The organism is Rhodococcus sp. P1Y, assembly GCF_003641205.1.
Lineage (GTDB): Bacteria > Actinomycetota > Actinomycetes > Mycobacteriales > Mycobacteriaceae > Rhodococcoides.
This window is the reverse complement of sequence record NZ_CP032762.1, coordinates 497,294-518,014: the sequence shown is the minus strand read 5'-3', so window position 1 is coordinate 518,014 and position 20,721 is coordinate 497,294. Positions and strand designations below refer to the sequence as shown.

Annotated in this window: 19 protein-coding genes and 1 pseudogene; 7 read left to right on the top strand and 13 right to left on the bottom strand. The window is 62.8% G+C overall.

What is annotated here, in order from left to right:
• The first annotated feature begins 16 nt into the window (after positions 1–16).
• Positions 17–526, top strand: coding sequence for a GtrA family protein (locus D8W71_RS02475; protein WP_442972009.1), 510 nt, complete (start codon positions 17–19; stop codon positions 524–526).
• Positions 527–640: 114 nt separating this feature from the next.
• On the opposite strand, the gene D8W71_RS27805 is transcribed toward D8W71_RS02475, so the two are convergent.
• The 5 genes and pseudogenes from D8W71_RS27805 to D8W71_RS27795 form a co-directional block, all read right to left on the bottom strand.
• On the bottom strand, positions 641–1,228 hold the full coding sequence (locus tag D8W71_RS27805; RefSeq protein ID WP_236077888.1) for a dTDP-4-dehydrorhamnose 3,5-epimerase family protein: 588 nt from the start codon (positions 1,226–1,228) through the stop codon (positions 641–643).
• Positions 1,229–2,098: pseudogene (rfbA, locus tag D8W71_RS27800) on the bottom strand (glucose-1-phosphate thymidylyltransferase RfbA); the annotation flags it as partial.
• Positions 2,099–2,136: 38 nt separating this feature from the next.
• Entirely contained in the window at positions 2,137–2,487 is a 351-nt protein-coding gene (locus tag D8W71_RS02465; protein ID WP_236077676.1) for a hypothetical protein, read from the bottom strand.
• Complete coding sequence (locus tag D8W71_RS02460; protein ID WP_236077675.1) at positions 2,484–3,695, bottom strand: hypothetical protein; 1,212 nt, start codon at positions 3,693–3,695, stop codon at positions 2,484–2,486. The genes D8W71_RS02465 and D8W71_RS02460 overlap by 4 nt, the downstream gene beginning before the upstream one ends.
• Position 3,696: 1 nt before the next feature.
• A complete protein-coding gene (locus tag D8W71_RS27795) occupies positions 3,697–4,482 on the bottom strand; it encodes a hypothetical protein (protein WP_236077674.1) in 786 nt (261 codons plus the stop codon).
• An 88-nt stretch (positions 4,483–4,570) separates the two neighbouring features.
• Here D8W71_RS27795 and rfbB point away from each other — a divergent pair, with 88 nt between their 5' ends.
• Both rfbB and D8W71_RS02445 read left to right on the top strand, forming a co-directional pair.
• Complete coding sequence (rfbB, locus tag D8W71_RS02450) at positions 4,571–5,578, top strand: dTDP-glucose 4,6-dehydratase (protein ID WP_121118426.1); 1,008 nt, start codon at positions 4,571–4,573, stop codon at positions 5,576–5,578.
• Complete coding sequence (locus D8W71_RS02445) at positions 5,578–7,329, top strand: hypothetical protein (RefSeq protein ID WP_121110706.1); 1,752 nt, start codon at positions 5,578–5,580, stop codon at positions 7,327–7,329. The genes rfbB and D8W71_RS02445 overlap by 1 nt, the downstream gene beginning before the upstream one ends.
• Here the strand turns inward: D8W71_RS02445 and D8W71_RS02440 are convergent.
• Positions 7,319–8,350 (bottom strand): lysylphosphatidylglycerol synthase transmembrane domain-containing protein, encoded by a 1,032-nt coding sequence (locus tag D8W71_RS02440; RefSeq protein ID WP_121110704.1) that lies wholly within the window; start codon positions 8,348–8,350, stop codon positions 7,319–7,321. The two genes, D8W71_RS02445 and D8W71_RS02440, sit on opposite strands and share 11 nt — an antisense overlap.
• Before the next feature lie 52 nt (positions 8,351–8,402).
• Entirely contained in the window at positions 8,403–9,131 is a 729-nt protein-coding gene (locus tag D8W71_RS02435; protein ID WP_121110702.1) for a DapH/DapD/GlmU-related protein, read from the bottom strand.
• A gap of 176 nt (positions 9,132–9,307) precedes the next feature.
• Between D8W71_RS02435 and D8W71_RS02430 the strand changes: the two genes are divergently transcribed.
• Together D8W71_RS02430 and D8W71_RS02425 are read left to right on the top strand one after the other, a co-directional pair.
• Positions 9,308–10,408, top strand: coding sequence for a DegT/DnrJ/EryC1/StrS family aminotransferase (locus D8W71_RS02430; protein ID WP_121110700.1), 1,101 nt, complete (start codon positions 9,308–9,310; stop codon positions 10,406–10,408).
• A gap of 3 nt (positions 10,409–10,411) precedes the next feature.
• A complete protein-coding gene (locus tag D8W71_RS02425; protein ID WP_121110698.1) occupies positions 10,412–11,380 on the top strand; it encodes a Gfo/Idh/MocA family protein in 969 nt (322 codons plus the stop codon).
• Between the two features lies 1 nt (position 11,381).
• On the opposite strand, the gene D8W71_RS02420 is transcribed toward D8W71_RS02425, so the two are convergent.
• Positions 11,382–13,604 carry a YfhO family protein gene (locus D8W71_RS02420; RefSeq protein ID WP_236077673.1) on the bottom strand — a complete coding sequence of 741 codons (2,223 nt, stop codon included), beginning with the start codon at positions 13,602–13,604 and terminating at the stop codon, positions 11,382–11,384.
• Between the two features lie 82 nt (positions 13,605–13,686).
• On the opposite strand from D8W71_RS02420, the gene D8W71_RS02415 reads away from it, so the two are divergent.
• Entirely contained in the window at positions 13,687–14,475 is a 789-nt protein-coding gene (locus D8W71_RS02415; protein WP_121110696.1) for a glycosyltransferase, read from the top strand.
• A 99-nt stretch (positions 14,476–14,574) separates the two neighbouring features.
• On the top strand, positions 14,575–16,467 hold the full coding sequence (locus D8W71_RS02410) for a glycosyltransferase (RefSeq protein WP_121110694.1): 1,893 nt from the start codon (positions 14,575–14,577) through the stop codon (positions 16,465–16,467).
• 70 nt (positions 16,468–16,537) lie between these two features.
• On the opposite strand, the gene D8W71_RS02405 is transcribed toward D8W71_RS02410, so the two are convergent.
• Genes D8W71_RS02405 through D8W71_RS02385 form a run of 5 tightly spaced genes read right to left on the bottom strand, consistent with a single transcriptional unit; the run spans position 16,538 to position 20,676 of the window.
• Positions 16,538–17,392, bottom strand: coding sequence for a TylF/MycF/NovP-related O-methyltransferase (locus D8W71_RS02405; RefSeq protein WP_121110692.1), 855 nt, complete (start codon positions 17,390–17,392; stop codon positions 16,538–16,540).
• A 51-nt stretch (positions 17,393–17,443) separates the two neighbouring features.
• On the bottom strand, positions 17,444–18,352 hold the full coding sequence (glfT1, locus tag D8W71_RS02400) for a galactofuranosyltransferase GlfT1 (protein ID WP_328588812.1): 909 nt from the start codon (positions 18,350–18,352) through the stop codon (positions 17,444–17,446).
• The gene (gene wzt, locus D8W71_RS02395) at positions 18,336–19,175 is read right to left on the bottom strand and encodes a galactan export ABC transporter ATP-binding subunit Wzt/RfbE (protein WP_121110690.1); all 840 of its coding nucleotides are present in this window, start codon (positions 19,173–19,175) and stop codon (positions 18,336–18,338) included. Before wzt ends, glfT1 begins: the two co-directional genes overlap by 17 nt.
• An 11-nt stretch (positions 19,176–19,186) precedes the next feature.
• Complete coding sequence (gene wzm / locus D8W71_RS02390; protein ID WP_121110688.1) at positions 19,187–20,062, bottom strand: galactan export ABC transporter permease subunit Wzm/RfbD; 876 nt, start codon at positions 20,060–20,062, stop codon at positions 19,187–19,189.
• A 32-nt stretch (positions 20,063–20,094) separates the two neighbouring features.
• Positions 20,095–20,676: a bacterial proteasome activator family protein gene (locus D8W71_RS02385; protein WP_121110686.1), complete on the bottom strand. Its 582-nt coding sequence runs from the start codon at positions 20,674–20,676 to the stop codon at positions 20,095–20,097.
• Positions 20,677–20,721: the final 45 nt, after the last annotated feature.

Sequence of the window (20,721 nt, the reverse complement as noted above, 5' to 3'; positions counted from 1 at the left end):
GCTAGTCTCAGTGATCGTGTCCACCCCCTCGCACGACGACCGGCCGAACGACGACTGGTCAGCCGAAGACTCGGAGTTGCAGCACCACGTCCCGTTGCCCGTCGAATTGCCACTGACGGAGAACATCGCCGACGAGGCCATGGACCTGAAGACGCAGATCATCCGCTTCTTGGCGACGGGTGTGCTGTCTGCCATCGTCGACCAGGGCGTGAACCTGCTCCTGCACTTCGTCTTCGGTGTGGGTGTGACGTTGGCCAAGGCTATCGGCTTCGTCCTGGGAACCACGACGGCCTACCTCATCAACCGTCGCTGGACGTTCAATGCCGCACCTTCCAGGGCCCGCTTCTTTGCCGTCGTCGCTTTGTATGCCGTGACCTTTGCTGTCCAGGTCGGTATCTACACGTGGCTCTACCAGGCCTTTCCTGACGGTTTCTGGTTCGCCAACCTTTCCTTCGTCGTCGCTCAGGGCACCGCGACGGTCATCAACTTCGTCGTCCAGCGCGCGGTGATCTTCAAAATTCGCTGACGCACGGGTTCCAGTCGTTCGCACGGGTTACAACCAGTGCGAGTGCCTGGAACCTGCGCGGTTGTTGGTCCGAGCTCGCCCGATGGTGACCGAATGAGCCGTTCGGTCACCCGTTCAGCCCTGGTACCTCGGCAAATATCCGGCGTCGATGGCCTCGGCGAGTGAGGGAGCGGCCTTGTCCTTGTCGGAGAGTTGGTACTCCAACGCTGACCCGTCGCGGGCGAGGGTGGGCCAGTCGATTGCCAGGTCCGGATCCAACGGGTTCAAATCGCGGTCCAGCGACGGGGTGTACTCGATCGAGCACAGATACATCACCGTCGAACCGTCCTCCAACGACAAAATCGCATGCCCGAGCCCTGCCGGCAGAAACACCGCACGCCGGTCGACGTCGTCGATGAGCACACTGTCCCACTGCCCGAACGTCGGCGACCCCACCCGCAGATCGACGATCACATCCACGAACGCACCCTTGACGCAGGTGACGTATTTCGCCTGACCCGGCGGGGTATCGGTGAAATGGATACCGCGGAGCACTCCAGCAGCGGAGACCGAACAGTTCGCCTGCGCAAGCTCCAACGGCGCACCCACCGCACCTTCGAACGCGGACGATTTGAACCATTCGAAGAACACACCACGATCGTCACCGAACTGGCGTGGGGTGTACTCGAACGCACCGGAGATCTTCAGTTCACGAAAACTCATGTCACTTCCCCTCGCCACGAGATCGAGCAGGTACTGCCCGTACCCGGATTTGACGAGTTTCTCCGCACGCACCCGCAGTTCGTCGTCGCTGATGAACCCGCGTCGCCACGACACCTCCTCGGGCGCGCCGATCTTCAATCCCTGACGCTGTTCGATGGTGCGCACGTAGTTCGAGGCATCGAGCAGCGAATCGAACGTGCCCGTATCGAGCCACGCCGTGCCACGCGGGAGCACTTCGACCGCCAGGCGGCCTGCCTCGAGGTAGTGCCGGTTGACGTCGGTGATCTCGTACTCCCCACGCGCCGACGGCTGCAGGTCGCGGGCGATGGCCAGGACGTCGTTGTCGTAGAAATACAAGCCCGGGACGGAGAAGTTGGACTTGGGGACCGCTGGTTTCTCCTCCAAGGAGATGGCCTTGCCGGCAGCGTCGAATTCGATGACACCGTACGCGGTGGGGTCTTTGACCTCGTACGCGAAGACGGCGCCGCCGTCGATGTCGCCGAACCGGCCGAGTTGTGAACCCAGTCCTGGGCCGTAGAAAATGTTGTCGCCCAGTACCAGCGCTGCGCTGTCGGTGCCGACATGGTCGGCGCCGAGGACGAAGGCTTGGGCGAGACCGTTCGGCTCGTGCTGGACCTTGTAGGTCAGGTCGATGCCGAACTGGGAGCCGTCGCCGAGCAGGCGCTGGAACTGCTCGAGGTCCTGCGGGGTGGTGATGACGAGGATGTCGCGGATGTTCGCCAGGATCAGCGTCGAGAGTGGGTAGTAGATCATCGGTTTGTCGTAGACCGGCACGAGCTGCTTGCTGATGCCCTGGGTGATCGGATGAAGACGCGAGCCGGTTCCGCCCGCCAGAATGATTCCCCGCATACCGGGGAGTCTCCCAGATCCTGCTGGTGGGCGCGCGTTCACTGCCACGGGATGCGGTACGGCTCGTCGTCCGAGGGAAGCGGCCAGTGGCGCGGCCAGATGACCATCGGATCTGCGCGCATGTCCGATACCTCGGGCGGAAGCGGTTGCGCGTCGACCTCGATTCGGTCCCAGCTGCTGTCTCCCGTCGCTACCGATATGGCAAACGACCGAAGCTCCGGCGACGCGTACTTCGAACCGGCCAGTCGTCGGAGGAGTTCGACGGTGACGGTGGTCTTTTCGCGCGGCGCCCCGATGACTGTGTTTTCCGCACGACGCCTCGATGCTTCCAGTCGTGCGATTGCGTCCAGGGCGCGGCTGTGCGCGGGAGTGTCTTTCGGGTCGATCACGCGTCCTCCCAAGGTTTCGTTCCCTCGCCGACGGTGAAACGCCTCTCCGGCGTCTCCAACAACGGGACGATGTTCGCGGTCTTCGCAGTGTCGACGCCGACCTTCCCCATGTCGAGATAGTTGTTGAACGGTGCGAGATAGCGGTCGACGGTACGGCCGACCTGGCCTTCTGGATCGGCAATGGCATCGAGAAATTGGCCGAACAGATCGATGACCTCTTCGATCTGCCGAACCAGATCCATCGTGAGGTCCCTTGTCTTCCAGATGATTTCGACAATGGTCGCCGCCTGCCACGCAGTCCCGAGAACGGGGACCTTCTTGAGTACAACCTTCATAGCTGATCGACCGGATCCAAGATCGACTTCTGCTTCGAGCATCTCGGCAAGCTTGCGGACGACGGTTTGCACGCCCAGTTTGATCTTCTCTGCTATCGCCTCCGCGAGGGCATGAATTGTCCGTCCGCACGGGCCTTCCCAGAACATTGCTGCACTCTGCCGACGGGAGTACTCCTCGAAGGACTGCGCCGCCAGGCCATCCCAATGCGGCGCGACACGACCGACGCCGTATTCCAGTGATTCTGCCGCTGCCTCCATTGCGCTTCCGGCGATGTCGAATGCCTCTCCAAGACGGCGAATTTCGTTCCAGTTGCCGCTCAGTGGAGCAACGACCTCAGTCAACGGACTCCAATCTGTCAACTCGAAGATCGTCGTATCCACCTCACCGAGCCACCCCGCTGCTTCGTCGATGGCCTCGCAGATGTCGTCGATCGCGGGATTCGGCGGTGGATAGTCGATTCCCGATGGCGATCCGTAGTCGACGGTGTCGACGTACTCCCCGACGTTGCCGATCGCTGCCTGACTGGACGACCCGGGTTTCGCCAACGGCATAGGCAGTAGGTCGGTGTGAGCGTTCAGAGCGTCGTAGTTCCTCTTCTCCAGATCGTCGTACAACCAGGCAGCCTTCTTCAGCTCGTCGCCGATGTAACTGCAGTTCGAAGCCAGGTGCATGTGACGAGATCGCGTGTATTCCTGGTACGAAGCGATGAACGGCGCGAGCCGTTGCAGAATTTGGCCCGGGATGGTGTCACTGAGCCCGGCATGGTCGCCGATGTAGCGATGAATTGCCAGTGTTTCCTGACCGATCCGATCTACGAGTTGTCCCAAGCCTGCGATTTCGACAGAGTCCGCTCTCAGCAGTTCGTCGCCCACGTCATTCTCCTGGTGTGTGATCGCTGGGTCGGATAGTCGAAATGATCGAATCAGCTAGTGAGTGGTCAAGTGCGCCCTCGATGTTCTGGTCCAGTTCGACCATGAAGACGGCAACGGCCGCGGTGGCATATCCAGCTGTTGCAACGACATCGAATATGGCCTGCGTCGGATCGCAGTCATGTCGGCGATGAATGTTGTCTGCGCGGACTGTGTAGCGAACCGCAGGCTTGTCGTCGATCGAGAATTCGATCGGTGGCGAGTAGGTGAGTGCCGGTGTCGAAGCCCCCTGCGAATCACCGAAGATGATTTCGGCCCCGCGAGCCGCCTCCAGCGCGGCGGTGTGAATGTCGACCCCGTTTCGTCCGGTCATCCCGGTGTCTGCAAGCGTCGAGCCGTCTGTTTCGGGGCAGTGGCCGTAGCCGTAGTCCCCAATGGCGCCGTATGTCACGGACTTGTCGCCTGTCGTCCAGCGGACAACTCCTGTCGAGGAATTGCGCCAGTCTGCCGGAACGTCGTACGTCAATCCGAACTTCGTCGCAATGGGTTGGGGCTGTCCGTCGGGGACCTCGATTTTCGGCGGAGGCCGTTCCATGGACGGAAAGCCCGACGGCAAGGTTGGTGGCGTGGTCGCAACAGCGGTGTCAGAAGCGGCAGGCGGCACCGCCACCGCCGGCACTCCCTCGTACCGCTCCGGCACCGTGGGTGCGATTTTCGGTATTCCCCACAGCACGAAGTTGAATACGATCAAGCTGGCTGCGAGCAACAACAGTCTTTTTCCGAGCCCCATCCGACACTCCCCCCGAAGTCGCCGGAACGGTAACACGGTCGCCCGACACGATCGGCCCGAAAGTGGGCGCACCGGTATGGTCATCGTCATGAAACTGCTCGTGACCGGGGGTGCCGGGTTCATCGGCGCGAACTTCGTCCATCTGACTGTCGCCCAGCGCCCCGACGTCGAGGTCACGGTGCTGGACAAGCTGACCTACGCCGGAAACCGGGCGTCTCTCGGGAGCGTCGAAGACAAGATCGAGTTCGTCGAAGGCGACGTCGCCGACAAAGACGTTGTCGAATCACTCGTCGCACAGTCGGATCTCGTCGTCCACTTCGCCGCCGAATCGCACAACGACAACTCACTGGCCGACCCGTGGCCGTTCCTGCACACCAATGTCGTCGGCACGACGACTCTGTTGCAGGCAGTCCGCCAGCACGACGTGCGCTACCACCACATCTCCACCGACGAGGTCTACGGCGACCTGGAGCTCGACGATCCAGCCAGGTTCACCGAGAACACTCCGTACAACCCGTCGAGCCCGTATTCCTCCACGAAGGCGTCGAGCGACCTGCTGGTCCGAGCGTGGGCACGCAGCTTCGGTGTCCGGGCGACGATCTCCAACTGCTCCAACAACTACGGCCCCTTCCAGCACGTGGAGAAGTTCATCCCACGCCAGATCACCAACATCCTCTCCGGTCTGCGTCCCAAGCTGTACGGCGAAGGCAAGAACGTTCGCGACTGGATCCACGTCGACGACCACAACAGCGCCGTCTGGACCATCATCGACAAAGGTGTTCTCGGCGAGACCTACCTCATCGGCGCCGATGGTGAGAAGAACAACCTTGAGGTCCTCGAAACGATCCTCGAGGAGACCGGGCAGACTGCTGACGCATTCGATTTCGTCACCGATCGCCCCGGACACGACCTCCGCTATGCCATCGACTCCACAAAACTGCGCACCGAACTCGGGTGGACGCCGACGTATCAGGACTTCAGCAGCGGACTGAAAGCAACCATCGACTGGTACCGAGAGAACGAGCAGTGGTGGCGACCGCAAAAGGATGCCACCGAAAGTGGTTACGCGCGAACGGAATCGGTCGTCGAAGTGTGATGAAGCAGCCGGTCGAGAACGGCGCGACCGAGAGCGATTCGACCGCCCGAGTCTCGGGACGGATCGCTGTGCATGTGCTGTGGATCGTCGCGCTCAGCGCCACGCTGGTACTGGGCGTCGAACGGTTCGGATTCAATCCCACCGACCAAGGGTTCGTGCTGGCCCAGAGCTGGCGAATCCTGAACGGTGAGATCCCGCATCTCGACGTCATTTCTGCGCGGCCCTTGGGTTCCGCGTATCTCCACACGCTGGATGTCTTGCTTCCTGGGCCGATGTATCTGGTGTCGGTCGCCATCGCGACCCTGCAGATGGTCGTCATGACCGTTGTCCTTGCTGCGTGGATCGCCGATCGGCCTGTGACGCAGTGGACTGCAGCGCGGACGATGCTCGTTGCGGCGGCCGCGCTCGTCAACATCCATTTGTTTCCGCTCAACCCCTGGCACACCATCGACGGACTGTTCCTTGTCGTATGTGGTTGGTGGGCATTGGATCTCGGTTTGCGCACCGATCGCACCGTCGTGTACCGCTTCGGTCTTCTTCTTCTCGGGTTCGCCTCGATTACGAAACAGTCGTTCGTTCCTGCGGTGATCGTGGGCCTTGTCGTCCTGTGCGTCCATCCCGCCGTCCGCAATGGTGTGCGCCCGGTTCGTCTGGCGATCGACATCGGAGTTCTTGCTGCATTTCCTCTGGTCTATCTCGCAGGGGTATCTGCCGCAGGCGGATTCGGCGACATGTATTCCCAATTGACCGGCGGCGTCGCCGCGACCGGTCGTCGCTTGATCGAGCCGGGAGTCTCGACGTCCGTCGTCGCCGTAGTGGCGGTGTTCGCAGTGGTGACCATCGCGATTGCGCTTGTGCCCAGTGCTCTTCGGCGGAGTTGGGCTTCGCGGATACTTCTGTGCGCTGCAGCGGCTCTGCTGGTTCTGGTAGTGGCGGAGGGCCGACTGGAGCGGGCAGGGACCTGGGGTGTTGTCCTGTTCTGGATGCTCGCCTGCAGCGTCGTCGTCGACGCCGTCGTACGCAGATCCATGCCGTGGCGCACCATGGGCTTGTTGCTGCTGGCGTGGATGGCCAGTTTGTCCTGGGGCTACGATTCGCCGACCTTGCTCGGCGGCAGCATGGCATTGGCAACCGTCGAACTGGTGTCGAGACACACGACGAGCCCGGAAGGCACTTGGTTTCGACGAGCTGCCGCGCCCTGTTCCGCGCTTGTCGTCTTGGTCAGTGCTGCAGGATTTCTCGTCGTAGAACAGGCGCGTAGCCCTTACCGCGATCGCCCTCGGAGTGAACTGGTCGCTGGACTGGGTGCCGCAATTCCCGAGATGCGTGGGATCGAATCGACGCCGAGCACCCTTGCCTACCTCGACCAGATGCGTACGTGCGTGCAGGACTACCCGGCCGACAATGTCGCTGTTCTGCCCGACAATTCGTTCGTCTATCCCGTTCTGAAAGCTCGCAATCCGTTCCCGATGGATTGGCTGCTGCCGCTCGAATTGATAGCCGACTCACGCGAGCGAATTGCTGAGGAATCCGATCGACTCCAGCAGAACGGCTCGTATCTCGTGCTGTTCGCGACGGTGACGCCGGAGCAGTTGGCAGAGGCACAACCTGTGCCTGATGCCGTGCCGACAACGGCGCCGATAGCGGACCCGACCGGTGTGCTGAACGATATTCGTTCTCGACTACGAGGTCAGGCAGTTGCGTGCGGCAGTTTCGTCGGCGTGTGGGCGCCTGCTGCAGTCACATCTTGACCGGATGCGCTACCCGTGAGTGCTCGTGGACGAGGGCATTGCGCAGAACGCGCGAACCCGACAACGCTGCAACGACACCGGCGAGGACCTCGCACAGGGTGAACACGAGCCGTGATGCGAGGGCAAGACCGAGCGCCACGCCCGCGTCCATGAAGGGAGACAGTGCCGCGACGATCACTGCTTCACGGACACCGATTCCGGAGGGCACGACGACGACGAGTACGCCCGCACACATTCCGAGCGCGAGCGCACCGACGCATTGGACCAGGCCGCCGAAGTGAAAACCGGCAGTGCTCGACGCCAGGATCCACAGGTGAATTCCGTACAGAACCCAGCTCGCCCCGCACCAACCCAGCGCCAAGCCGATCTTGCGCACGGTAAGGGGAGCATTCAGCGGTGGGCGACGCAGTATCTTCAGCGCGAGGTTCACCAAATGCGTCAGAACCGGGGGATATGCGCACACCAGTGCTATCGGCACCAGAACGATGACCGCGACGGCCGCAACCGTACTGACCTGAAACAGCGCAGGTAGTCCCAGAAGCCCGACGACGAGTGCCGACGTGGTGCTGAGGCCGACCGTCACGAGCACGGCCGTGAAACCGGCTGCGCGCGACACGCCCGCTCGGCGGACCAGCTCGGTCTGAAGGACGAATGCCCAGACACTCCCCGGCAAGTATTTTCCCAGCTGGCCGACCAGGTAGCAGCGGGCGGCGTCGAACGCCGGGATCGGCTGTTCCAACGCGCCGAGGGCATGTTGCCAGGCCCTCACGGCAGCGCCCATGCCGAGGAAGACGAACACCGACGACAAGATGAGTGTCCACCAACTCAGTCGGTCGATCGTCTCGCGTACCTCGGACCATTGCGATTTCACCGCGAAGACGATCGCGACCACGATGGCCAGAGTGACGAGAACCCTCGCGACGGCGCCCAACAGAGCACGGCCACTGCGTCGGGGAACTACATCACCGGGTGCCGGCCCAGGTGTGGGGCTTACCGGGTCACCCTCCCGCGAAGACGTCATGATCCTCCGACGATAGCAACAGGCGAGCTCGTGGCCCGCCAGACGCGTAGGACTAGTGCAACAACGGTTTGGTCACCAGCGCCGACCACCAGGTGTACGCGTCGGCGGTATCGGTACTCAATCGGTCGAGCTGGGGCAGCGTCCCGCTCGAGTACGCAGCGGTCACGAGGGAAATGTCGGCTTCGGAGTATCCCTTCCGAGACATCCCCACCGAGTTGGCGCCGTGCATCACGGCGGGATTGCCGACGACGGTGGCAAAGGGCGGAATGTCTTTGGTTGCGATGCCGCCCATACCGACCATCGCGCCCGAGCCCATGACTCGCCGCTGATGGATCGTGCTGTTCATGCCCATGTTGCAGCCGTCGCCGAGAGTCACGTGGCCACCGAACGTGACGGCAGGCGCGGCAACTGTGTGATGCCCCAGTTGGCAGTCGTGGCCGACGGAAATTCGATTCATGATGAACGAGTCAGCGCCGATCGTCGTGGTCCGCTCGCTGCCCTTGTGCACGGCTGTGAGCTCGCGGATCGTCGTACGCGGTCCGATTTCGACTCCGAATCCGTCGCTGACATCGGCATACGAGGAGAAATGGGGATGTCCGTTGATCTCTGGAGGAGCTCCGAGGACGGTGTGCGCACCGATCCAGCAGTCGTCGCCGATGTCGAGTGGGCCGGTGAGCACCGCATAGGGCCCGACCGTGACGCGGTCTCCGATTCGGACGCCGTCTCCGACCACCGCCGTCGAGTGAATTCGACAATCGTTGCCCACGGAACTCGCTGACACCAGGACGGTCCTTCCGGTCGATCGGATGCCCTCGCAGGGGCAATCGAAGCAAAATCAAAACAGTACTCGTGGGCCACGCCGGGGGTCAGTGAGCCGCGCGTTCGATAGTGTCCACGTGTGATCTTCCGAATCGGCCGCTGCTCGGTCGCGAATGTCGTATTCCAAGGGGACCCGAAGTGATTTCTATTTCCAGCATCTCGTTCGGCGAGGATGTCGAGCGTGAGGTGCTCGACACTCTGCGGTCGGGAATCGTTGCTCAGGGTCCCAAGGTCAAGCGTTTGGAGGACGGCTTCGCCGAGTTGGTCGGCGCGCGTCATGCGGTGGCTGTCAACAACGGCACCACTGCGCTCGTCGCGGCGTTGCAGGTTCACGATCTCGGTCCCGGCGACGAGGTACTCACCACTCCCTTCACGTTCGTGGCGACGCTCAACGCAATCCTGGAATCGGGAGCGACCGCCCGATTCGCCGATATCGACGAGTCGGACTTCAACGTCAGTGCCGACGCGGCGGCCGAGAGAATCAACGATCGAACCAAAGTGCTCATGCCTGTTCACCTCTACGGCCAAGCCGCAGACCTGGGTGCACTGATGCCGGTCGCGAGTCGGCACGGCCTCGCGGTGGTGGAGGATGCGGCTCAGGCGCACGGCGCGACGTTCGACGGTAAAGGAGTGGGAACGTTCGGTACCGGGTGCTTCTCCTTCTACGCAACCAAGAACCTGACCACGGCCGAAGGTGGAATGATCACCACGGACGACGATGCGGTCGCCGACCGTCTGCGAGTTCTTCGTAACCAGGGGATGCGTGCGCGGTACGTCTACGAGGTCGTGGGCCACAACTACCGCATGACCGACCTACAGGCGAGTCTCGCTCTGCCGCAACTGAATACCTATCTGCAGCAAGTGGAACAACGTCGTAGGAACGCAGATCTGCTGCTGACCGGGCTGAAGGACGTCGCCGGATTGACTCTCCCGAGCCAACTTCCGGGGCGCGGTCATGTGTGGCACCAGTTCACGGTTCTCGTCGACGACGACGCGCCCGTCGACCGTGATGAACTCGCCGAACGACTGTCGCAGAACGACATCGGCAGCGGCGTCTACTACCCGAAGACGGTGTACGACTACGACTGCTACCGCGACCATCCCAGAGTGATGATCGAGGACACTCCGGTGGCGACGTCGGTGGCTGCCCGCTGCCTCAGCATTCCGGTGCACGCACGCCTGTCCGCATCCGACATCGACCAGATCGTCGACACGGTTCGAAACATCATGGGGGCTTGACCGATGTCAGCTACTTCCGGCCCGCGCATAGCCCTCGTCGGGTCCGGCCAGATGGGATCGTTGCACGCACGTGTCATTGCCCAGTCGGCGGCGTGCGAACTTGCACTCCTCGTCGAGCCACGCGCTGAGCAAGGTCGTGCTGTTGCAGAGCGATTCGGGACGGCATGGGCGGCGGACTTCGACGATTTGAAGGACATCGATGCCGTCGTCGTCGCGGCTGCCACGCCTGCCCACTACGACATCGCCGGTCGAGTGCTGGATCTCGGTAAGCCGGTGTTGGTCGAGAAGCCTCTGGCTGCGACGTACGAGCAGAGCGTCGATCTTGTCGACCGCGCATCCCGTACGGGTGTTCCGTTGATGTGTGGGTTGCTGGAGCGATACAACCCGGCGGTCCGAACGGCGCGCGAGTTCGCGGGTGACGTGTGGCAGGTCAACGGAATTCGGCACTCGCCGTTCGTATCTCGCATCGCGACGGGTGTGGCGACGGATCTGTTGATTCACGACGTCGATCTTGCGATCGGTTTCGTCGGTGCCGAGCCGGTTCGAGTTCGCGGCGAGTTCGGATACTTCAACTCGGCTTCGCGAGCGAACGAGGCGGAGGACTGTGCGGATGCTGTTCTACGATTCGATTCCGGTGCGGTCGCGACGATCTCGGCGAGCCGGGTCAGTCAGCGCAAGATTCGGCAGTTGTCGCTGCTCGAAGCAGATCGCCTGATCGAGATCGACCTGCTGCGTCGTGACATCACGATCTATCGTCACATCGCCGACGATATGCCCGCAGACCGCGACGGGTACCAGCAGCAGACGGTCATCGAAATCCCGACCATCCGTTACAGCGAGGAGCCGCTCTCGGCGCAGCTGAACCAGTTCCTGTCTCTGATAGCAGGCACCGGCGATGTCGACTCCGAACGCCGGCGGATACTGCCGTCGCACCGCGCGGTTCACGAGGCAACACTGTCGGCTCGGTCCTGAACTACTTGCGAGAGAACTTCTTTCGTCGTCGATCGACGGCGGTGGCCACACCGGTCAAGAGTGCCACGAGCGCTGCGAGTCCGAAGGCTGCGATGGACAACCGCTGACGCGGGGGTGCGAAGCTGATCGTCAGTTCGTGGTCGCCGGGCGGCACGTTCACCCGCAGGAGGCCGTGCCAACCGGAATCGGCCTGTGTGGCAGTGCCGTCGATCGTTGCGCTGTAGCCCGGCCATGCGAGGCGCGCGAACGTGATCTCACCGCCGTCACCCGACACGTCGACGGTCTCCGACCGAGGGCCGATCTCACCGTCGGATACCGCGACGCCGGGGGTGACGAACGAAACCGTGCCGGGAAGAGTGCTCGGCGTGGTTCGCGTCAGGACCGTGCGCACGTCGTCACGATCGCTCACTTGCCATCCCTGCGGTGCGGGCGCGCTGGCGGCGGCCGGCACAAGCGCATGTTGGACCACGAGCGTGTCGACCCGCAGGTAGTCGACCAGCGGAACGGGGATGTCTTCGGTAACCGGTTGCCACAGGGAGTCGTACAGCTCCGGGCATACTCCGCCTCGGTAGTCCATGCACAGCGCGTTCTGGAACTCGGTGAAACCGATGCCGGTGTAGGAGTTGATGCTCGAATCCACTGTAGACGCGAAGATTTCGTTCCCGAAGAGTATGCGTCCGTCCGTCACGTCGGACGCCTCGGTGTACTCCAGCTCTGCCAGTTGCAGAACGGTGCCCGGGTACTCCTCGGCACGCTCGGACAACCGGGTGGTGCTCGACGGGTCTTGGCGGGAATCGTCGTCGACGTCGTGGCCGAGGGAGACCACCTGAAGAATCATCACGGCGACGGTGCCGATCGTCAGTCCTGTCACGAGCCCCGCCATGTTCCACCGGCGCCACGCCATGAACGACACGGTGCCGGCAAGGAGCACGACGAGAACGGCGAGTGCATGCCGCCCGGCCAGGGCCGGAGACGACGAGAATGCCATGTAGAACCCGAAGGCGACGGTCGCGGCCGAGATGAGGAGGCGGCGTCGTACATGGTCTTTGGCCAACCCGAGGGACATCACGAGCGTGAGCGCGACGAACGCTCCGAGATACAGATACTCGATCAGCCGAATGGGCCACCGGAACATTCCGACGTTCGACGGGCCGAAGGTCAGTAGGAAGAACACCCCGGTCACGACGGCGAGACTGACGAGGCGGGTGCCGTACCGTCGACGAAATGCGTTGGAAGCGAATATCTCTCGTACCCGGCCCCAGCGTAGAAACGGAAGAAGCGGGAGTACGAACCAAGCCAGGTAGATCGAGGGAAGGATCTCGATGGGCCCGTCGAACGTCATGATGACCGGCAAATAAGTCGGACTGCTCGATCCCGCCAGGGCACCCAGTTGCGGTTGTAGAAACGTGTCGTTGCTGATGCCGCTGTTGCCGGCTCGTGTCGTCACATCGACGCTGAGAAACAGTGGAAGGTAGGTGACGAGCGCGGCTGTGCCCGCGCATGCCCCCGTCACGATCAACACGGCCAGGCGACGGAATGCTCGGCCGATTAGGAGTTCGAGACCCAGGCCCGCGAGGACGATCACGGCTCCCAACGCTGCGTACGGATTACCCATGCTGATCGTGAGCGCACCGATGAGAAACGTGACAAACGGATTGGTACGGCCCTTGGACAGCTTGAGCGCCGACCACCAGAACAGAGTCACCCACGCCACGGCCATCATTCCGGACGGCCATCCGCCTGCTTCGTAGAAGAGCGTGAACCCGCCGAAGGGCAGGGTGAGTCCGGCCAGGAGTGCAGGACCGCGATGAGCCCCGTACTCCCTGCTCAGGAGGTACGTTGCAACGCCGAACAGCGCGAGGAACTCCACCATGACTACGAACGCGGCCGTCGAGAGGTTCTCGAAGTACGACGTCAGAACGTAGTTTGAGAGGTTGACCGGGTTGTAGAGGCCGTACGCGGCTTCACCTGCGTAGTTTCCGCCGGTCCACGCGTCGGGATTCATTGCGAGCCATTGACCGGATCGCAGTTCGGATCCGATTCGATGCCACGAGGGTACGAAGGATTCGAGCATGTCGCCCGAGTAGTAGAACCGGTTGTTCACCAGCCGGGGGACGGTCGCGACGGCCGCGACCGTCAGGGCCAGCACGATCGCAATCGTCCACTCGGGTAGACGCTCCACGCGCGTTCTGCCCAGAGGGCGCGTCCTCACAGGTGTTGCCACGGGGCACGAGCCTACGAGATGGACGAACGCCCGAGGGATACGATGCCCTACAGAGAACGCTGGGAAGGCGAGTGCATTCGAGATGTCAGGTACCACCGGAACGATCGATTTGTCCGTCGTCATACCCGCACACAACTCCAGCGCCGTCATCGAGAACACCGCCGAACGCCTCGTGGACCGGCTGGCGGGCAGCCGCGCCGAGATCATCGTCGTAGAGAACGGTTCGACCGACGACACGTTCGAGCTGTGCACGGCCATCGCGCGGCGCTGGGCGGGCAACGATGTGTCGTTCACGGTTCTGCAGAGCGACAAGGGTCTGGGCAACGCGCTTCGGGTGGGTACTGAAGCGAGCCGAGGCGCGCACGTGCTGCTCACCGCCGACGACTTGCCGTTCGGCTTCGACGATCTCGACGGAGCGAACAAGCTCGCGTCGAAGAACGGCGGGACGCTGCCGACGGTGGTGATCGGGTCGAAGGCTCATCGTCAGTCCTCGGTCGAGCGCGGCGCGCTGCGGGGCGTGCTCACGTGGGGATTCGCGTCTCTCCGAAGAGCAGTACTTGGGATGCGCACCGGTGATCCGCAAGGGACCGTTCTGGTCGACGGCGACCTGATCAGAGACCTGGCTGCCGACCTCGTCGAGCCCGGATTCCTCTTCACCACCGAGCTCGTCTATCTCGTCGAGCAGCGGGACATCCGGCCGCAGGAAGTGCCGGTACGGCTCAGTGACGATCACGCAAGCCACGGGACGCGCATATCGAGGGCCGATGTCGTGTCCATGGGACTCGGACTGTTTCGCATCCGCAAACGACATCAGGGCGCCACTCGTCGCGTCGCCGAGCCGACACGGGTCCAGGGCCGACGCGCGGTGTGACCGGAGTGAGCCGGCGGTGTTGTTACTCTGCGAACTGTGTCGACTCCGCGTCGACACGTCCGTTTCGCCCTCGGAAATGCGGAAAGTTGTAGGAGCACTATGAACAAGCCTGCGTCGGTTGCGCCAGTGGACGGCAGCACCGCTGCTGTCCGTAGCGCCCTGACCGAGCACGAGAGTTCTGCGCGTCTCGTGGTGCAACGGGGGCTCTTCGCTGGTCCTACTGCGCTGGTCAAGGACGACTTGTACGCGACGATAGCCAAGGGACGGGCGCATCGCGAGCGGTTCTCGGTTCACCTCGAAAAGGGTGCGACAATCGACACCGACACCTACTTCGGACGCTTTGCGGCCAGCTACTACCAGCGCTGGACCACCGTGACCGAAGTTCGGTTGCAGTTCGGCCACGAGAGCGAAGGCAAGACATCGGTGCTTCTGCGAGCATCCGATTCGGCGGGCAACGCGCGCACCTTGAGCACCGTCGTTCTGGACGGGACAGGATCGGCTTCGTTGACCGCGACGCTCGACACGTTCGTCGACGGCGGTGCGCTGTGGGCCGAGTTCACAGCTGTCGACGGGTCGCTGACCGTCCGCGATCTCGAATGGACCGTGCCGGCGCCGCCGGTCATCCGACCTGCCGCCATCGCCATCTGCACCTTCAACCGGGCAGACGATTGCGCTGCAACCGTCGCGGCCATCGCTGGTGACGACGGCATGGTGGCCGGTATCGACGCGGTGTACGTGGTCGACCAGGGAACCGACCATGTGTCGGACCGCGCACTCTTCACCGAGGTTGCCGATCGCCTCGGCGACAAGTTGGTCTACATCAGACAACCGAACCTGGGCGGTGCCGGCGGGTTCACCCGCGGCATGTACGAGGTCTCGGCCATCAACGAGCACGCGAATCTGATCTTGATGGACGACGACATCCTGTGCGAGCCCGAGTCCGTGCTCCGAATGAATGCGTTCGCCAACGTCACCGTCGAACCGACTCTTGTCGGTGCACAGATGCTGTATCTGATGAATCCCGAGCACCTACACGTCAGTGCCGAGGAAGCCGACCTGACCAAGCTCAAGGCCGGCCGGTGGTCTGCCGGGTCCAAGCACGACTCCGACCTCACGAAGAAGAAGAAGCAACAGAACAAGCGGGTCGACGCCGGATACAACGCGTGGTGGTCCTGCTTGATCCCGGCGGAGGTGGTCGCGCAGATCGGACTGCCGCTGCCGATGTTCTTCCAGTGGGACGACATCGAGTACGGCATTCGCGCGCGTGCCAACGGGTTCGTCACCGTCACCCTTCCCAACGCCGGCGTGTGGCACGCCGACTTCCATTGGAAGGATCGCGACGACTGGGCCAAATACTTCAGTATCCGCAACTCGCTGATCGTGGCTGCGCTGCACAGTGACTTCGACCCCAAGCCGTTGAGCAAGCTCCTGGCCCGTGAGATTTCGCAGTATCTGGTGTCGATGCAGTACGGATTGGCGTACACCATGATTCGCGGGATCGAAGACTTCCTCGAGGGGCCGGAGATCCTCGAGGACGGCGGAATGGCAGTGCTGAAGTCCATCAGAAGCGAACGTGCAAGGTTCCCCGAAACGATCAAGCATCCCGCGTCGGACATGCCGGGTATCAGGTCCTCCGAACTGGTGACGCGTCATGCCGGGTTCGAGCCGAAGAAGGACCGCATCGACCTCGTTCTCGGCAAACGTGCTGCCTTCCAGTGGCTCGGTCGCACCATCCCCGGAATCGCCAGCATCCCGGCGGCAGAGGCGCACTGGTGGCACGTGTCGCTCTTCGATCACGCTGTCGTCACCGATGCGTCGCAGTCCGGCGTCAGGATCCGCAAGCGCGACAAGGACACCGCAGCGGAACTGACGGCCCGATCGGCGAAGCTGCTCAAGCGATTCAGGCAGCAGGCGCCCGAGGTGCAAGCGCAGTTCCGAGCAGCAGTTCCTCAGTTGACGAGCCGGGAGAACTGGGCTCGTCTCTACAGCTAGGCGCCTTCGCCGCCAGTGGCACGGTTAAGTGCCCTGACGGGCGCTTAACCGTGCCACTGCGCGATCAGCTCTACAGCGTCGGCGCCTTACGAATCCGGACCACGACCTGCTCGTTGTCCGCGGTGTACCCGAGGTAGTCGAACTCCGTCCCGGTGCGACCGACGAACTCGGTCCACGCTCGGTACTCGTGGTTGCGCCAGCCGGGGAAGTTGAAGTACTCGTCGAACACGATCACCGTACCGACGGCCAGACGGTCTGCGACGAGATCGAGTACCGTCACCGTCGACGAGTACAGGTCGGCGTCGAGGTGCAGGAATGCGAGCGTCTCCTTGTGACTCTTCAGAAACTCCGGTAGCGACTCCTCGAACATCCCTGGCACGATCTCCGCACCGGGGACCTTGGGCAGACTCTCCTGCTCGAACAAACCTTTCGGGAAGCCCGTTCGCCACGTTTCGGGCAGACCAGAGAACACGTCGAATCCGGCGACGACGGTGACATCGGGCTTCGACGCCGACTCCTCCGCGATGATCTCGAGCGTGGTGCCGCTGGCGACTCCGAACTCCAGTGCCATCCCTGCAACGGAGATCTCGCCGAGCGCGAACCGCAGCGTCGCGTGCGGGCGCAGGAACGTCGGTGCCTTCGGCATGACCTCCTCGGCGAATTCTGCGCTCTGCGCCGCGGCTTCCACGTCGGATGCGTACGGAATGTCGCGCCGCATGCGCATTTCGAGGCCGCGGATGAAGGCGTGCAGGTCGTCGATCTCGCGTCGTTGTCGTTCGAGGATTTCGAGCAGTTTCGCTTGCTGGTCACCGGTCTGCTCGGCCAACTGAGCCGTTTGCTTGTCCAGAACCTCACCGATTGCGCGCTGCAACTTCTCGCGCGCCGAGTGCCGAATCCGATCCGTCAGCTTCCGCGGTTCCGTCATGCGCACACGGTAGCCGAGGACGGTGGGGCGCGTCCTAACTGGTCTGCGGGGTTACCGCCGGAAATGCTCCCGACGGCCGAGCTTGCGGAGACGAAGCCATTCGGCCAAGCCCTTGGGATTGTGAGTGGTCACAAGGAAGAACCAGCCGAAGCGAATCCACTCCTGCGGTAAAAGCTTTCGCATTCCTGGCTGCGACATCAGGTATCCGCGGTTGCGGTAAGTGAAGTACCGCTTGGTCGGGTCGTCGGGATACTGCGTGTGCATGCGGCCCCCGAGGATCGGCTTGAACTCCTCGGCGCCGTTCGGGTGCACGTAGGCGGCCGTCAGGCAGGTGCCGAATTTCAGACCGGATCGCTGCAATCGACGGTGCACTTCCACTTCGTCGCCGCGCACGAAGAGCCGCAGATCCGGAACGCCCACAGCGTCGATCGTCGACGCCTTGAACAGGGCGCCGTTGAACAACGACGCAATTCCTTCGAGTAGGTCGTCGTCGGGATTCCGAGGATCGATCAGCTCGGATCGCAGCCTCCGCCATTCGACGCCCCGCCGCAGTGGGAATGCGAGCCGGTCCGGATCCTCGATGTCGCAGACGACGGGGGACACCTCGTCGAGGCCGTGTTTGAGGGCGCACGCATACAAGGTCGCCAACACCTCGGGACCCTCGGGACGACCGTCGTCGTCGGCGAGAAAAACCCAGTCCGCACCGAGCGAGAGTGCGTAGAGGATGCCGAGAGCGAAACCGCCTGCGCCGCCCAGGTTGTGATGTGACCCAAGGTAAGTCGTCGGGATGTCAGCGGACTCGACGAGCGCGCGGACCTCGTCCTCGTGAGCATTGTCGACGACGACCAGGTGGTCCAGCGGGCGTGATTGATGCGTGATGACGTCGAGTGACTGGGCAAGGAGTTCACGACGCTTGTGCGTCACGATGACCCCGATTATCTTCTCAGCCATTTCGATCATCCCTGGGTCGTTCCGCAGGCTCCACTCCCGCTTCGTCGCGCTCTAACTCTTTGAGGATCGTCGCCACGTGGTCGCCGGCGTCGTCACCCTCGTATGCCCGCACCACGTCCTCGATGCCGCCTTCCTGACGGATCTGGCCGTGGTCGATCCACATCGCGCGATCGCACAGCTGCGCGAGGAACTCGTTGGAGTGGCTGGCGAAGACCAGGATTCCGGACCGCTGCACCAGCGCCTGCAGGCGAATGCGCGCCTTCTTCATGAATTCCGCGTCGACGGCACCGATGCCCTCGTCGAGCAGCAGGATCTCGGGATCGATGCTGGTGACGACGCCCATCGCGACGCGCACGCGCATACCCGTCGAATACGTCCGGAGGGGCATGTCGAGGTAGTCGCCGAGTTCGGTGAAGTCGGCGATCTCGTCCATCTTCGCGAGCATCTGCTTGCGTGTCTGGCCCAGGAACAGGCCGCGGATGATGATGTTCTCGTAACCCGAGATCTCGGGGTCCATTCCGACGCCCAGGTCGAACACCGGCGCGACGCGTCCGCGGACGGAGGCAGTTCCACGCGTTGGCTCGTAGATGCCGGACAGCAGGCGTAGGAGTGTCGACTTGCCCGCGCCGTTGTGCCCGACGAGGCCGATACGGTCGCCCTCCTTGAGATTCATCGTGATGTTCTTGAGGGCCTCGACGACGACGACGTCGGAGCTGTTCCGGTCGATGGCGCCGCCGGCTTTGCCGAGGAAAGCCTTCTTCAAGGAGCGCGTCTTGGCGTCGAAGATCGGGAAGTCGACGCAGGCGTCGAGGGTGGTGATGCCGACTGACATGAGATGAGCCCCTAAACCCAGTAGGGCACGCGTGCCCGGTACTTCTTGAGCGCGACGATTGTCAGCGCCCATCCGACGACCGTGCAGCCGATGACGATGTACCAGTGGTAGAGCTGTTGCGGTTCACCGATCATCGGTGCGCGCACGATGTCGAGGTAGTGGAAGAGCGGGTTGATCTCGACGAGCCGTGCCCGCTTGGCAGCCTCGCCGCCCTGGTTGATCAGGCCCTGAGTGGTCCACACGATCGGTGTCATGAAGAACAGCAACGTCACCATCGACTGCAGAATCGGTGCGATGTCGCGGTAGCGGGTGGCGACGATGCCGAACAGCAACGCGACCCATACGGCGTTGACCACCAGTAGTGCGAACGCGGGGATCGCGGCAAGATCCGTCCATCCGAACGACGGCCGGAAGATCGCGATGATGACGACGTAGACGATCAGGTTGTGTCCGAACAGCAGCACTTGGCGCCACACCAGCCGATATACGTGCACCGACAGCGCGGAGGGCAACTGCTTGATCAGTCCCTCGTTGGCGACGAACACGTCCCCGCCCTCGAGGATCGCGGCGTTGATGAAGTTCCAGATGATGAGGCCGACCGCGACGTGCGGCAGAAACTCCGTGAGGTTCACGTCCAGCAGAACCGAATACAGCAGACCCATGGCCGTGGCTTGCACAGCGGTGGCGATGGTGATCCAGAACGGGCCGATGACCGAGCGTCGGTACCGCTGCTTGATGTCCTGCCAGCCGAGATGCAACCACAGCTCGCGCTGCCGGAAACCGGTCGTCAGGTCACCGAATGCGCGCTTGTAGGTCTGCGAGTCGGAAACGGGAACGGTCACACGCTCTCCTGCTTCGTTCTCGGGATTCTTTGCTGGGGCGGACACGACGGTCGACCTTACCCGCACACCTCCGACCTCTACAGGTACTGCCCGGTGCCGCTACCGCCGGTGTGGCCCGCACCACCGGGATTGATGGAGACGCCGGGAGGCAACGCGCCCTGGCGCATCTGTTCGAGCTGGGCCCGCGCAGCCATCTGCTGTGCGAACAAAGCCGTCTGAATTCCGTGGAACACGCCTTCGAGCCACCCGACCAGCTGAGCCTGCGCGATACGCAGCTCTGCGTCCGACGGAATCGTGTCGTCGCCGAACGGGAGTGCAAGACGTTCGAGCTCTTCGCGGAGCTCGGGGGCGAGCCCCTGTTCGAGTTCACGGATCGAGGACTGATGGATGTTCTTCAGGCGCGTCCTGCTTGCGTCGTCGAGCGGTGCCGCGCGAACTTCCTCCAGCAACTGCTTGATCATCGTGCCGATACGCATGACCTTTGCCGGTTGCTCGACCATGTCCGAAAGAGGAGTTTCGCTTGTTTCGGCGGCCTCGGAACCTGCTGCACGAGCTGCCGCGGCGGTTGCTTCCTCACGGCTCAGTGCGAGAGGCTGTCCATTCGGGCCGATCACGACGACGTGGTCACCTGCTTCGGGGTTCGACTGCGAGTCCGTCATACCGCCATCCTTGCGCGTCCGGCGGAATTGCGCGACGAGCGGGGC